The organism is Dolichospermum sp. UHCC 0352 (assembly GCF_009711925.1).
Classification (GTDB): domain Bacteria; phylum Cyanobacteriota; class Cyanobacteriia; order Cyanobacteriales; family Nostocaceae; genus Dolichospermum; species Dolichospermum lemmermannii.
Window position 1 is genome coordinate 1 of record NZ_VIKY01000009.1, and the last position, 14607, is coordinate 14607.

Sequence of the window (14607 nt, forward strand, 5' to 3'; positions counted from 1 at the left end):
TTTTGAGAAAGGCTGAAAAATCAATCAAACATTCTCAAAGACGGATTTACAAAAAAGTCAAAGGTTCTAGTTGTAGAAAAAAAGCTAGAAAACTTTACGCTAAAAAACACTTAAAAGGTAGGGGTGAAGCATTCGCTTATAAAAATTATGCGACCAACCGACGACTCAACAGCGCGAATGCTTCGCCCGTACGGCAACGGATTGAACACGCTAAGAAAATAGCGCGTAACGTATGCAAGTCTAACGACTTAGTGGCCTATGAAGATTTACGTGTTTCAAATATGGTGAAAAATCATTGTTTAGCAAAATCAATTAGTGACGCTAGTTGGTATTTGTTTAGGCAATGGCTAGAATATTTTGCGATTAAATTTGACAAAATTGCTATGGCCGTAGCACCACATTATACTTCTCAAAAGTGTTCTAGCTGTGGCGTAATTGTCAAAAAATCTCTATCAACTCGTACCCATAATTGTGTTTGTGGCTGCGAATTGCACAGAGATACAAATGCTGCAATTAACATTCTTAATCTGGCAAAAAATAGGGGAGGGCATCCCCAAATTAACGCTACAGGAGTTGGAATCTCTACTCTAGTTGGTGACTCAGCGCGGTCTTGGGGGTTTCCCCCATGAGCGACTGAGGAACCCGTAAGGGTGAAAACCTGCTAGAGCAAATTCTGACGATGAATGTAGAATCCCCGTGTCTTTAGACCGGGGAGTGTCAATTCTGTAATAACTTTTGTGCGTAGGTTTAAAGAATCCATAGCAAATTAATGTAAATTAATCAAGCGATAAGTTAATTATATATCAGAACTAGCGGAAAAATTTATTCTAGCTGAACCGTCCCTGTTCCCTATTCCCTGGTAAAATATTTCAACATCTTTGAAAATACGTTACCATGACTACTGAAAATACCACAGGTGCTGATGCTATTGATAGAGCGATATCAAGGGGAATTGATTTTGATGGTTCTCCTATTCCCATAGTTAAATTAGACCTATATGAACAAGTTATGGGTTTAGAATCAAGCAGACAACGCAGCGGTGTATCCAATACCATGCGTTCTCGCATTGTTCGGATTGGTGCTAAACATATTCCCCAAACTGAACTTGATCAAAAGCTAGTTGCTGCTGGTTTTGCACCTTTAAAAGAAAAGGAAATTGCTTTTTTCTACGGTGGTAAATAAAAGACAAAGAATTCCGTGCAAAAGTCAGATCCCCGACTTCTTAGAGAAGTCGGGGATCTGGTGGTTTATAGTAAACCTAAAGATATCTAGAATAAATTTAAGTTCTCATCAAAAATGCTGCTAATTTATAAATAATTGGTTAAGCTACAAAGATTTTTAGATCAAGAAACCAAGTCAACCAGGTATTTATCGTCATATCAACATTCACGTTTTGTGGGGTTCTGGTAATGGATATTACGACGCTGTTAATTGTTTGGTTAGTCACGGCTGTTAGCTTGTGGATTATTAGTAAATTACCTTTAGGAGTGGAAATTGATACTCCAGAAAAGGCAATTTTTTCCGCCGCAGTTTTAGGTATTATTACAGCACTAGTTAAGCCAGTTCTCAAAGTTTTATTTGTGATACCAAATTTAGCCACCTTTGACTTATTATCTGGTATCTTCACTTTCATGATTGCTGTTGCTTGTTTTAGTATTGCTGCTTGGTTAGTAGATGGTTTCCGGTTACGTTATGGCATTTGGAGCGCAATTTTAGGTGCTTTTGCGCTTACTCTTGTCAATAACATTATCTACAAATTATTAGGTGTTTAATTGGTAATTGGTAATTGGTGATTGGTAATTGGTGATTGGTGATTGGTAATTGGTAATTGGTAATTGCTTACTATCACCTATTCGTTATATTATCAATACGAATCCCAAAAATCAATCTGGGATTAATCTCTGCAAAATCTGTTTCAAAACTATCCCAGTCCAATCAATATCGGCTGCCGTTGTCTGTTTCCCTAAAGTTAATCTAATTCCACATAAAGCCGCTGTTTGAGAATATCCCATTGCTAATAAAATGGGACTAGGGCTTAATTTTCCACTATTGCAAGCCGCACCTGCACTAATACCAATTCCGGCTAAATTTAACTGTCTTACCAAAGTTTTGCCGCTAATTTTTTCCCCGTCTGCTGGTTTTAAATAAAAACTGAGATGATGGGGTAAACGATGAATTTTGTCACCTGTGGGCATTAAACCGGGAACATCTGCTAGAATGGCAAAGAGGCGATCGCGCAATAGGATTAATCTCCCTGTTTCCGTCTCCAATTCCTGGGCTGCTAACTCCGCAGCTACTCCAAATCCAGCAATAGCGGGCGTTGCTTGCGTCCCTGAACGCAGTCCGTTCTCCTGTCCACCCCCACCCAGTAGCGGCATTAATTCCACTCCAGTCCGCACATATAACGCCCCTGCACCCAAACCGCCATAGATTTTATGACTGGATAGACTCAATAAATCTACGGGTAAAGTCTGCACATCTAGCGATAAACGTCCAGCAACTTGCACTGCATCTGTGTGAAATAAAGCGCCGTGTGTTTTTGTGATTTTCCCCAATTCAGCAATTGGTTGAACTGTTCCTATTTCACTTTGTCCATAAATCACAGATACCAACACGGTGTTATCTCGTAAAGCTGCTTTTAAGTCTTCGGGGTTGACTCTTCCTTGATGATTTACACCTAAACGGGTAATTTCCCAACCCCAATTTTCTAACATTTTCGCCGGTTCTGAAATGGCGGAATGTTCTACACTGGAAATGATCATATGTTGGGGAGTAGTGTAACATCGTGCCACTCCCATAATCGCTAAATTATCCGCTTCTGTTCCCCCAGACGTGAAAATAATAGATTCGGGAACTGCGTTAATTAATCCTGCAACTTGGATTCTGGCTGTTTCCACAACCAAGGCGGCACGGTTGCCCCATTCATGTAAACTGGAAGGATTACCCCACTGTTGTGTTAAGATTTTTTGGATAATTGCGATCGCTTCTGGACGAGTTGGGGTAGTTGCACTGTAATCTAGATATATTTGCATAAAAATTAATAAATAAGAGTTTCGCGCAGAGACGCAAAGGGGCAAAGACGCAAAGGAAGAAAGAAGTTAATGCAGGGTGTGATATAAATACATTAAAATCGCTGTAATTTACTTTGATCAGATTACTGTGTTTATTTTCCCACAAATCCGCTATTTTTCTTATATCTTTTTATTGCTATTCACTTTAGGTGGTTGTCAACAAGTGCAATCATCAAATCAGCGTTTAGCACCTTTACCTCAAGATTCTTTAATTCAAGTTTACTTCAATAATTCCCAATCTTCGGAATATCAAGAGACTTATCGTCAGCAAACCCGCTTGGGGGATGATTTAGAAAAGCAGATTGTTGACACTATTTCCCAAGCTAAATCTACTGTGGATATAGCTGTCCAAGAGTTACGTTTACCAAAAGTTGCTCAAATATTAGCACAAAAACAAAAGGATGGCGTAAAAATAAGGTTGATTTTAGAAAGTAATTATTCTCGGACTTGGAGTAGTTTTACTGCTGCGGAAATAACTAGGTTAGGAAAAAAAGAACAGGAACGATATCAAGAATTTCGGAAATTTGTGGATATTAATCAAGATCATCAAATCACACCGGAGGAAATTAGTCAACGGGATGGTTTAGCTATTGTTCAAAATGCCAATATTCCTTGGATTGATGATACTGCTGATGGTTCAAAGGGTAGCAGTTTAATGCACCATAAGTTTGTCATTGTTGATCATCGGTTTGTGATTATTACTTCTGCCAATTTTACTTTGAGTGATACGTCTGGAGATTTTAGTAATTCTAGTAGTTTAGGAAATGCCAATAATTTACTAAAAATTGATAGTTCTGAATTAGCAAGTTTACTCACGGAAGAATTTAATATTATGTGGGGTGACGGAATAGGAGGAAAACTAGATAGTAAATTTGGTGTTAAGAAACCTGTTCGTAACCCACAAACAATCATATTAGGTAAAAGCAAAATCACAGTTCATTTTTCTCCAACTTCTCCCACTCAACCTGGGAGTATTAGCAGTAATGGATTAATTGCTAAAACTTTATCTAAAAGTACAAAAACTGTTGATTTAGCATTATTTGTATTTTCAGATCAACAACTTGCCAATATTCTTGAAGAACGTCATCATCAAAATGTGCAAATTCGGGCTTTAATTGCACCACAATTTGCCTATCGTCCCTACAGTGAAGCGTTAGATATGATGGGATTTGCTTTAAGTGATAACTGTAAATATGAAGTTGATAACCGTCCTTGGAAAAATCCCATTTCTACTGTGGGAGTGCCAATTTTACCTAAAGGAGATTTATTACATGATAAATTTGCAGTTATTGATAACAAAACTGTTATTACAGGTTCACATAATTGGTCAGAAGCAGCAAATAATAGCAATGATGAAACATTAATAGTGATTGAAAATCCTACAGTTGCGAATCATTTTCAAAGAGAATTTGACCGCCTTTATGGTAAAATAAAACCCGGTTTACCAGCAAATATTAAATCTAAAATTGATACGGAAGTTAAAAAATGTCCCCAAATTAAACAACCATCATCTTTCGTAAATTCGATTAACACTAAAATTAATCTCAATACAGCAAGTCAAGCAGAACTAGAAACTCTGCCTGGTGTGGGTAAGAAGTTAGCCCAAAGGATAATTATAGCGCGTCAACAGCAAAAATTTACTTCTTTACAAGATGTTGATAAAGTACCAGGAATTAGTGATAAGATTTTAGCAAAATGGGAGGGAATGATAATATTAACCTCAGATTAACGCATATACGGATAATTGTGTTACCATTAATGATATGATGGTAGAGAAAACGGGTTAGTATTTTAGTAAATGCCTTAAAGTTAAAATATTGCTAGGAGAACTTATGAAATTTTACGATAAATTGAATGGGGCGATCGCTCAAAATCAGAGTTTACTATTTGTAGGACTAGATCCTAATCCAGAAATGCTCCCTGAACGATATTCCCAGAAATCAGATCCCAAAAGTATGATTGATAGTCTGTGGGATTGGTTAGAATTTACTATTTCCCAAACCAGTGATTTAGTATGTGCCTATAAACCAACTCTGGGATTTTACGCAGCTTTAGGTATTCCGGGATGGGAATTATTAGAAAAAACTTTAAAAGCTATTCCTGCCCACATTCCGATTATATTAGATGCCAAACATAGCGATCTTAATACTAGTACAATTTTCGCTAAAACTGTTTTTGAAGAATGGCAAATTGATGCGATTACACTGAGTCCTTATGCAGGACAAGATCACGTAGCACCCTTTTTAGTTTATCCCGATAAAGCCGTTTTTATTTTGTGTACAACTTCTAATCCAGGTGCGGCAATTTTACAGCAATATCCTACAGCGGAATCCCCTTTTTATTTACAAGTAGTCAAAGAAGCAAAAAATTGGGGAACACCTGAACAACTGGGTTTAGAAGTAGGAACTATTCAACCAGATATTTTAGCAAAAATTCGCAAAGAAGCACCAGAAAGAGTAATTTTAGCCCGCAGTATTTGGTCTGAAGGTGGTAATCTTAAAAATTTGCTATCAGCGGGATTAAATTATAATGGTGATGGGTTACTTCTTCCCGTTTCTCAAGATATGTTAGGGAGTGAAAATCTATGTACACAACTGCAATCTTTAAGGGCGGAAATTAATCATCTCAGAACTGAAATTTCCCAAGAAAACTCCACTTGTTCCGTCTGGTTTTCCGATGTTTGTTTGTTAAATAAACACCCGCTTTTAGATTTAATTTTACAACTTTATGACATTGGTTGTATCATGTTTGGTGAATTTGTCCAAGCTTCTGGTGCTACCTTTCCCTATTATATAGACCTCCGCAAAATCATTTCCAATCCCCAAATATTTCATCAGATAGTAATTGCTTATGCAGGGATTCTTAAAGACCTAACTTATGATAGAATAGCCGGTATTCCTTATGGTTCTTTACCTACTGCTACTGGATTATCATTACATCTAAATTCCCCGATGATTTTTCCCCGCAAAGAAGTAAAAGCACACGGAACCCGCAAGGTAATAGAAGGTAATTTTAATCCTGGAGAAGTTGTTGTCATTGTTGATGATATTTTGATCAGTGGTAAAAGCGTAATGGAAGGAGCAGAAAAGTTAAAATATGCAGGATTAAATGTCAATGATATTGTAGTATTTATGGACCATGAACAAGGTGTAAAAGACAGATTGCGAGAAAATGGTTATCAAGCACACGCAGTTTTAACAATTTCTGAAATTACAGAAACTTTATATGCAGCAGGACGTATTAGTGAGGAACAATTTAAAACTTTATCTGAAATAAATTAGACATTTATTCTCAAGATAGTGATACAAAAATAATTCAATAATTAGGATTTTGTAGTAAACTGTTTATTAGTTTGACTAGGGATTTGATTGATGATTCCTACTATTTCCACTATTCCCCTTTTTCAACTTGCTTCTGGTGAGTTTCTTTCTCTTCAAGTATATAAATTTGTTGGTGCTAAATCTGGTAAAAAAGTATATATCCAATCTAACTTACACGGTGCGGAAATTGTTGGTAATGCTGTCATTTACCAAATTATTGATTTCTTAACGACATTAAATAATACTCAGATAATAGGAGAAATTTGGCTTGTACCTGTTTGTAATCCCTTAGCTGTTAACCAACGAACTCATAATTTTTCAACAGGTAGATTCAATGTTTACGATAGTCAAAATTGGAATAGAATTTTTTGGGATTATGAAAAAAAACATGATGATATAGAAGAATTTGCTCGTTCTCAAATTGGTTTAGATATAGATACAATTAAATATAACTTTTCCCAAAAAATTCAAACTAGTTTCAATAGTCTTTTAGATAAAATAAATGCCCCTAGCAGTGTCCAATTAACTGATAAATATCGTTATAAGCTGCAATCTCTGTATTTAGATGCAGACTACGTAATTGATTTACATAGTCACACTGGAGAAGGAATAGAATACCTTTATTATTTCCGAAATCGAGAAGATAGTGCTAATTTATTTCTTCTAGATTATAGCATTTTATTCGATGAATATGATGGTGATGCTTTTGATGAATCATTTATCAAACCCTGGTTAGCTTTAGAGAATGCTTTGTTAAAATTAACCGGACAAAAAATGAGATTTGATAAAGAAGCATGGACATTAGAATTAGGAACGGGAATGCAAATGAATGCAGATTCAGTAACTAAAGGAGTGAGCGGAATTAAAAATTATTTAACTCAAAAAAGTATTTTAGAAATACAGGATTTAACCCAATCAAAAACTATATATCATCAAACAAATTTTCGTTCACTTAGTCAACTAAAAAAATATTGGAGTCCCGTAGGAGGAATGATTTTATCTAAAGCTGCATTAGGTACTTCAGTAAATCAGGGAGATTTGCTATATCAAGTTCTGACATTCAATAAAATCGGTGAATTACCCACAACTATTCATGTTTATGCTGAGAAAACAGGCTTGGTTTATGATATATCAATAAATAACTCTGTTAACGAGGGAGAATTTGTATTAGCGACCATGTAGTTTGTCATGGAAAACATTTAACACAGAATTATTAAATCTATTAATTCATCTGCGTTTATTTGCGTTTATCTGCGTTCAAATGTTGATTCTTAAAAATGAAATTACCATTCGTCCTATGAAAGATGATATCCATGATTATCAATTAATAGAAAAATGGCGTAGTGATGAAAAAGTATTACAATTTTATGGTGGTACAGATAATCCTTATGATTTAGAAAAAGTAATAGAAACTTATCAACCTAGAATCAAAGGAGAAGAATCTCTAATTTACTGTATTTTCTCTTATCAAAATCGAGAAATCGGTTATTTACAATATTATGATTTGGATAAATTACCAGAAAATATCAGACAAATGTATTGTCTAGAAAAAACGGCGTTGCTGAATTGAGGGATGAAAAGCAAAAATTCCATGTCTGAAACTCTTAAACTTTGCGCCTTTGCGCCTTTGTGTGAGGCAAATTCATACTTTCATTCACCAATGCCGAAAAAACAGATATTCTAAAACCTGAACGATGAACTGGATTTCCCCCCTTCTTTGTCAGGGAATCCTCTATTTTATTGAGTATTTATACTTATTTTCCCAACCGGCTGTTTTTTAGCCAGAGGTAATGGCTAGAAAATAGTTATTTTGTACTATATTTTGAATTCCAAAATCAGGTTTGTAACGTTTTGTTACGCAATCAACATTTATGAACATAGTCCGTACCATACTTAATTATACAATTTAACTGTTACTCAATTCAAGTATTTACTTCTACGAAGGCATTCATTTAATAAATACCAAGAATTAAGGGGGTTAACTGCAAATTTCTTCTATCGGGTTGCCTAGGGATGGAATTTATTGGCCAATTTACAAATTAATGAAAAAGTTCCGTAAATTTTTCAGTCTGAATAGGAGCGATCGCGTGCTTCTGTTTAAGAGGTTGTTTGAAAAGTATTATATCAAACCAGTAATCTCCAAAAACCTAACCCCCCTACCCCCCTTCCCTGCAAGGGAATGGGGGTTTTAAAGCCTCTCCCCTTGCAGGGGAGAGGTTTGGAGAGGGGTCAGTAGCAGTGTTAACACTTTTAGATAATACCTTAGTTGCTCGTCTCCGTCCTGAATTTGCTTTACCTATTTTAGGAAAGGCGGTTTCGGGTGCTGTTATCCTCAAAAGTCAACGAGGAGAAGCAGAGGAAACTGCAAAAGCATTATTACAAGATTTCGACAATTTAATGAATTTTAATAGTGAGGACAATCACCATGATACCAGTAGCTAGAACTGCCAACATCCTGATTACCGAAGTAGATAATGAAGTGATGATTTATGACCGTGAAAGGGATGCCTGTCATTGTCTCAATCCCATCGCAACGAAGGTCTATTATTATGCTGATGGTCGGAATACAGTCGATGATATTGCTACTTTTTTAGAACAAGAACTGGAATTATCTGAGGATTTAGATATTCGCGGGTTGGTCTGGTTAGCGTTAGAAGAGTTAGAAAAATGTGATCTAATTAAAGAATATCTCAGAGAACCGCTTCCTAATGTACTGAAAATGTCTCGACGCAAGGTATTAGGAAAAACTACCAAGTTGGCAGGAGCAGCAGCAATTGGGGTTTTGTTTCCGATGATTCAGTCGGTAATTGCTCCAAAACTAGTAATGGCAGCATCAGGTGGAGGCCCAACACCAACACCAACTCCAACAGACCCAACACCAACACCAACTCCAACTCCAACACCAACTCCAACTCCAACTCCAACTCCAAATTAATTTTTGCTTGGTTTAATCCTATTCCTAATCATCAAACACAAACTTGGCAATGGATACTGGCATTAACAGTTATGGTAGATGCCAGTATTCTGGGTTGGCATTCTCAAAAGCAACCCATTTTTGACTTTAATCGCCTCAAAGAAGGAAATCGTTGGAAAAAAGGCTGGTTAAAAAATAGCCCCTATGATTTACAAAAAGGTTCTTATTTTATTGTCTTTTTCAGTCAAACCTGTGGCTACTGTAAGCGATTGGTTCCTTTTCTCAATATGATGCAAACACAGAAAAGTTTGCCCCAAGTGTTGGGAATTTTATCAATAAATGATGAAGAAATAGAAACCTTTAAAATGGAACAAAGAGCGCGATTTCCTGTTATTTCAATGGATAAGTTGCTATTTCGATACATGGCAGATACTTTTCCTACAGCCGCATTAATAGAAAATGGTCAAATTGTCAGTAAATGGATAGGGAAAATTCCGCCAGAGTTTCTCGATAAAATTAAACAATCCTATGAAGTCGCAATCTTAGGGAAATCCAGCACAGTTAAACAACCAGAATATGCGACCGTAGGAACATCTCAATCCTCTAATATTGCTACTTTTCCAGAGTCTTCTATTACCACTCCTAAAAAATTCTCAGAGAGTAATATTTTTCAGCGTTTTAAAAATAAATCCATCGAGATAGATAGAAGAGATAATCTTTCGGGCGAAGAGTTTTATGCAGACTATTATGCTAAAAGTAAACCCGTGATTATCACCAATATGATAAATCAATGGACTGCCTTATCTTTGTGGACTCCGAATTATTTAAAAGCCCATTATGGAGAGACAGAGGTTGAAATAATGGCTAATAGAAATTCAGATGATAAATATGAAATTAATATAGAAAACCATAAAACAAAAATCCAATTTGGAGATTATGTCGATATGGTAGTTAATCAAGGAGAAAATAACGACTACTATATGGTGGCTAACAATAGAAATCTGGAAACCACTCAACTAGGAAGATTATTAGAAGATATTGTCATGCCTCCTGAATATCTAGATCAGTCTAAAAGTTCTGGCAACGTCTTTTTTTGGTTTGGTTCGGCTGGTACTATCACCCCTTTACATTATGACCGGTCTAATCTGATGATGGCACAGATATATGGACGTAAAAAATGGCAAATTATTCCGCCTATTTATACTCCTTTTTTATACAATAATGTTGGGGTTTTTAGTGAAGTTGACTGTGAAAAACCAGACTATAATAAACATCCTCTTTTTGAAGAAGTAAAGATTATAGAAGTGGTCTTAGAACCAGGAGAAATTATTTTTGTTCCAACTGGTTGGTGGCATCAAGTAAAGTCTTTAGATGTTAGTGTCTCTCTCTCTTTTACTAATTTTAGGTTTTAAAATATGAATCAAGATGACTCTAAATATCTTCTTTACAAAGATTATGAAGCTGGACTAAATAACGAATTGATGTCTATAGAGTTAGCTGTAGGTATTGCCTATCTGACTAACAGAAAGCTCATCTATTATGGAACAGTTGGAGATGACAAACAGTTGATACATATTCGAGGCGGAAATGGTCATTATGTCCCTGCGATGAGACGGGATATTATTAATAATCAAAGAATTCCAACTATATTAGATCTTTTAGAAGAACTTCCTGTTGAAACAATTGATTATAAGAGTTTTCGAGAAAATATTGAATCACCAAAATTGGCTTATCATAACAGTGATTTAAGATTAATAAATACTGTTTTTGTTCCTTCTCGTATTGAATCAGATCCTAATAAATTAGATGAATTTGCTGAAGGGAGACAAATATTTAAAGATGTTGAAGAAGATGTTTTACATTTTAAGGAATGTAATTTAGGATTTTATTCTCGATTTTTTTACACACCACCAGATTCTTTTTATTCTGTTATAGACCAGATTCGTTTTAAAGAAGTATATAAAGAATTAGCTGATAAAATATCTCAATCATTAGGTGAATTTAATGGTATTGCTCTTCGTCTTACTGATTTTAGAAAATTTTTACCTCAAAATGAAGAAACTTATAGAGAAGAAATTTTAACAACTCTTCGAGCTAACTTTTCCAATAATGAATTATTAGTGATCCTCACAGATGAATCAGAAAATAAAGATTTTTTTATGTCTATAATAACAGAATACAAAAATCATTTATTTTTAGATGAATTTATTATTAGAGAATTTGCTGATTATTTTAAAACTTTACCTTTTACTGATGAAGTAACTCTAGGACTTATTTGTAATATGGTGATGCACAATGCTAAAGATTTTATCGGTACTCCAGGCAGTAGTTTTTCGGCCATTATCCATAGATATTGGTTAAAAAAACAAATACAAAAAGGAAAATCTGTATCTGAATCACCTTTTAAATATGTCAATAAGGGTTTTGCGGGAAGTTTTAAAGATGGCATCTTTTTAGAAACCAAAGAAGGATTTTATAGCTGGAATCGTGTTGATTTACCTATTCATACAGAAACAAAATCTTGGTATCGAGAATGGGTAGAATCAGTAGTCCCACCCCCTGTAGTAACGACAAAACAAAAAAAATTTCCTGTAAATTTGCTCGTGAAAATATTGCCAATTTGGAAAAAAAGTAAGCGTATTCAGCGAAAAATAACCAATTTTAACCGAACAAAAGTAAAAGTTTTTGATGATAATCAGCCCGAAATCGAGTTACTGCTTTGCTGTGCCAGAACTCAACTCTCTTCCGAAATCAGCCAACAAATCCAAAACCTAGTTCAGCAAACCCTCGACTGGCCATACCTTATCCAAACCGCCGCCCGTCATAGTGTTCTCCCTCTCCTCTATCAAAACCTTAAAACCCTCTGTCCAGAAGCCGTCCCCAAACTCGTCCTATCCGAACTCCGCAATTTCTTTCATACCAACGCGGCTCACAACCTTTTCCGTACCCAAGAACTTCTTAAAGTTCTTAAACTATTTCAAGATAATGATATCCCTGCTATTCCTTTTAAAGGACCTGTTCTAACGGCTGCAATTTATGGTAATTTGGCTCTACGACAATTTGGCGATTTAGATATTTGGGTTGACAGCAAAGATTTTCTGACAGCGATTGACCTCCTTACTGCTCAGGGATACCAAACATCCAAAACATCATTAATACAAACAGGGCTAAGGAGACTTGCGCTATACAAACTCTATATTGAATACAATGCCCACGAGTATCCCCTCAACAGCATCGATAATCGAGTCCACATTGATATTCACAAAAGTATTACCAGCAAAAGCTTTTTCCTATTTCAACTTGATTTTGAATATCTATGGAAGCGTCTTGAGCCAATTTCTCTTTTTGGCACAGAAGTACCTAACTTGCATCCCGAAGATTTGTTGTTAATTCTCTGTGTACATGGTTCCAAACATGGCTGGGAAAGACTGGGATGGATCTGTGATGTTGCTGAGTTTGTTCTAGTCTATCAGCAGATGGAGTGGAAACTCCTAATCGAGCAAGCAAAAACCCTCGGTTGTGAACGAATGCTTTTGATGGGTCTATTGCTTGCACAACAACTTTTAGGTATTGATCTACCAGAACCCATTCATCAAAGCATTGAGGCAAATCCAACAAGTAAATTATTGGCTATGCAAGTGCGCCAGGGACTTTTTCATGACAGTTTAATTTTTGAAGCTAGTTCAAAATTTAGCTACGGTTTCAGAATGATGGAACGCCCACAGGATAAATTCCGTTATTCTGTCGGATTCATCATCAATAAGAGCTTCATACCTATCCTTATAGCCATTAGAGATTTTATTATAAAGTTGAAGCAAATTTAGATCCTCTGTATTCAGGATATTATCTCAAGCTTGGCTTTAAAACCCACATTCCGCACTTCATTTTGTAATATACTAAACACGGGTGAGATTTAAACTTTTGCCAAATGATAAAGAACCCAGATGTGTAGGGGTTTAGCAGTGCTAAACCCCTACGTTTAGAATCAAACAATCAAGCCGTTTTGAGTATACATCAAGATTACCAATATCGGGCTAATAATGGTCAGATAGCGATTCCTAGGTCGCGCTTCGCGATCGCATTACCACCAGGAAAAATCAGGATTAATACTTAATAAAACTATCCTAATTTGGTGACATTTTTGAAGCATAAATATGTGACATTTTGAAGTGCGGAATGCCGATTATTATATATTTAAACATACCATGAATTAATCTCTTTCTTCTTGTTTAAGATTTACCAACGTCGGTTATAATACCACCAAATGCAAATTATGTCTAGTATCTGCTTGCAAATAACGTTGTTGAAGTGGTTGCCATTCTTGCCATAATTGATAACGATTTGCGGCTAATAGGGTCGTTAACCCACGTAATTGAGTATCCAGTTCTGATTTGAATATATTTTCTAACCATTCATGTAAAACCATATTATCTTGCATCATTCCCAAGATTTCTTGGATGCTTTTAATATCATGAAGATGTGCGGTAAAAGACTCACCATATAATTCAGTAAATAACTCCATTTGGTAGCGGAGACCTTTGGCTTGTTTCCGTAAACTATGCAAAGTTTTACCTTCTATTTTCAGATGTTCTTCTAATTGCTTGGGTGTCCATTTTGTTTGCACTACTATTTCTGATTTAACAATTTTAGTCCCAATTAACCATCCTGGATGTAAGCAAAATTCACTAACTTCTGGTGAGAGTAAATCTGGTAACACATGATAAATTGGTACTGATGAAAAACTTTGATAACTGGGATTTTTTAACCAATGTTCACATTCATTTTTAAAAGATTTATAAACTTCATCTTGAAATATATTCTGCACATGAGAAACGGCAATTTCTCGTTGTTTATGCAATTCCTTAAAAGCGGTTTCTAGAGATTTTTGTTCTTTTTCAAGTAAATGCGGTTTGTAATTCTTTTCCAGAATTTCTGCAAGCACATCTAAATCTCTGAGACCACCCAAAATTCTAGCAAGTTTACCAATATTTTTATCACTAACTAATTTTGGTAAAAATAAATATCTCTCGAATCTACTAACAGCAGTTCGTAAGCGCCGCATTCCCACACGCATTTGGTGGAGTGGTTCTGGATCTTCGTCTTTTTTAACTGCTTTTTCCCATTTTATGGTTTTTTCAAAATGGTTTTCAATGGCTTGATGTGCAGTTTCACCAAGAGTTTTGATAGATGTTTCTGAAGGAATTTTCATAAATAAAAAAAATTAGCAATATAGCAATCCCAAATAAGATACAGGTATTTCTCTTCCCTCTCTTCCTCTGCGCTCTCTGCGTCTCTGTGGTTC

13 protein-coding genes are annotated in these 14607 nt (G+C 35.6%); 11 read left to right on the top strand and 2 right to left on the bottom strand.

Going from position 1 to position 14607, the window contains the following annotated elements; translation table 11 throughout:
• The 3 genes from FJR06_RS00920 to FJR06_RS00930 all read left to right on the top strand — a co-directional run.
• On the top strand, window positions 1–629 hold a 629-nt coding region (locus tag FJR06_RS00920; RefSeq protein WP_168650385.1), incomplete at its 5' end, for an RNA-guided endonuclease TnpB family protein.
• A gap of 265 nt (window positions 630–894) precedes the next feature.
• On the top strand, window positions 895–1182 hold the full coding sequence (locus FJR06_RS00925; RefSeq protein ID WP_015079314.1) for a DUF4090 family protein: 288 nt from the start codon (window positions 895–897) through the stop codon (window positions 1180–1182).
• 227 nt (window positions 1183–1409) lie between these two features.
• Window positions 1410–1772 carry a phage holin family protein gene (locus tag FJR06_RS00930; protein ID WP_015079313.1) on the top strand — a complete coding sequence of 121 codons (363 nt, stop codon included), beginning with the start codon at window positions 1410–1412 and terminating at the stop codon, window positions 1770–1772.
• A gap of 111 nt (window positions 1773–1883) precedes the next feature.
• Here FJR06_RS00930 and FJR06_RS00935 read toward each other — a convergent pair whose 3' ends face one another.
• Window positions 1884–3032: a cysteine desulfurase family protein gene (locus FJR06_RS00935; RefSeq protein WP_015079312.1), complete on the bottom strand. Its 1149-nt coding sequence runs from the start codon at window positions 3030–3032 to the stop codon at window positions 1884–1886.
• Window positions 3033–3159: 127 nt separating this feature from the next.
• Between FJR06_RS00935 and FJR06_RS00940 the strand changes: the two genes are divergently transcribed.
• The 8 genes from FJR06_RS00940 (at window position 3160) to FJR06_RS00975 (ending at window position 13129) form a co-directional block, all read left to right on the top strand.
• A complete protein-coding gene (locus FJR06_RS00940) occupies window positions 3160–4800 on the top strand; it encodes a DUF655 domain-containing protein (RefSeq protein WP_168650387.1) in 1641 nt (546 codons plus the stop codon).
• A gap of 103 nt (window positions 4801–4903) precedes the next feature.
• Window positions 4904–6352 (top strand): bifunctional orotidine-5'-phosphate decarboxylase/orotate phosphoribosyltransferase, encoded by a 1449-nt coding sequence (locus FJR06_RS00945; RefSeq protein ID WP_168650389.1) that lies wholly within the window; start codon window positions 4904–4906, stop codon window positions 6350–6352.
• A 90-nt stretch (window positions 6353–6442) separates the two neighbouring features.
• Window positions 6443–7573, top strand: a complete 1131-nt coding sequence (locus FJR06_RS00950; protein WP_015079309.1) for a succinylglutamate desuccinylase/aspartoacylase family protein — start codon at window positions 6443–6445, stop codon at window positions 7571–7573.
• A 1-nt stretch (window position 7574) separates the two neighbouring features.
• On the top strand, window positions 7575–7961 hold the full coding sequence (locus FJR06_RS00955; RefSeq protein ID WP_015079308.1) for a hypothetical protein: 387 nt from the start codon (window positions 7575–7577) through the stop codon (window positions 7959–7961).
• Window positions 7962–8629: 668 nt separating this feature from the next.
• Window positions 8630–8833: a hypothetical protein gene (locus FJR06_RS00960; RefSeq protein ID WP_168650391.1), complete on the top strand. Its 204-nt coding sequence runs from the start codon at window positions 8630–8632 to the stop codon at window positions 8831–8833.
• Window positions 8817–9326 (top strand): hypothetical protein, encoded by a 510-nt coding sequence (locus FJR06_RS00965; RefSeq protein ID WP_168650383.1) that lies wholly within the window; start codon window positions 8817–8819, stop codon window positions 9324–9326. Before FJR06_RS00960 ends, FJR06_RS00965 begins: the two co-directional genes overlap by 17 nt.
• Before the next feature lie 71 nt (window positions 9327–9397).
• Window positions 9398–10717, top strand: coding sequence for a cupin-like domain-containing protein (locus FJR06_RS00970; RefSeq protein WP_217359753.1), 1320 nt, complete (start codon window positions 9398–9400; stop codon window positions 10715–10717).
• A 3-nt stretch (window positions 10718–10720) separates the two neighbouring features.
• Window positions 10721–13129 (top strand): nucleotidyltransferase family protein, encoded by a 2409-nt coding sequence (locus FJR06_RS00975; protein WP_168650393.1) that lies wholly within the window; start codon window positions 10721–10723, stop codon window positions 13127–13129.
• Between the two features lie 425 nt (window positions 13130–13554).
• Here FJR06_RS00975 and FJR06_RS00980 read toward each other — a convergent pair whose 3' ends face one another.
• Window positions 13555–14514 carry a CHAD domain-containing protein gene (locus tag FJR06_RS00980; RefSeq protein ID WP_015079301.1) on the bottom strand — a complete coding sequence of 320 codons (960 nt, stop codon included), beginning with the start codon at window positions 14512–14514 and terminating at the stop codon, window positions 13555–13557.
• Window positions 14515–14607: the final 93 nt, after the last annotated feature.

Coding starts and splice junctions, on each gene's coding strand:
- FJR06_RS00925 (WP_015079314.1), top strand. CDS start 895: ATGACTACTGAAAATACCACAGGTGCTGATGCTATTGATAGAGCGATA.
- FJR06_RS00930 (WP_015079313.1), top strand. CDS start 1,410: ATGGATATTACGACGCTGTTAATTGTTTGGTTAGTCACGGCTGTTAGC.
- FJR06_RS00945 (WP_168650389.1), top strand. CDS start 4,904: ATGAAATTTTACGATAAATTGAATGGGGCGATCGCTCAAAATCAGAGT.
- FJR06_RS00980 (WP_015079301.1), bottom strand. CDS start 14,514: ATGAAAATTCCTTCAGAAACATCTATCAAAACTCTTGGTGAAACTGCA.
- FJR06_RS00935 (WP_015079312.1), bottom strand. CDS start 3,032: ATGCAAATATATCTAGATTACAGTGCAACTACCCCAACTCGTCCAGAA.
- FJR06_RS00965 (WP_168650383.1), top strand. CDS start 8,817: ATGATACCAGTAGCTAGAACTGCCAACATCCTGATTACCGAAGTAGAT.
- FJR06_RS00950 (WP_015079309.1), top strand. CDS start 6,443: ATGATTCCTACTATTTCCACTATTCCCCTTTTTCAACTTGCTTCTGGT.
- FJR06_RS00970 (WP_217359753.1), top strand. CDS start 9,398: ATGGTAGATGCCAGTATTCTGGGTTGGCATTCTCAAAAGCAACCCATT.
- FJR06_RS00975 (WP_168650393.1), top strand. CDS start 10,721: ATGAATCAAGATGACTCTAAATATCTTCTTTACAAAGATTATGAAGCT.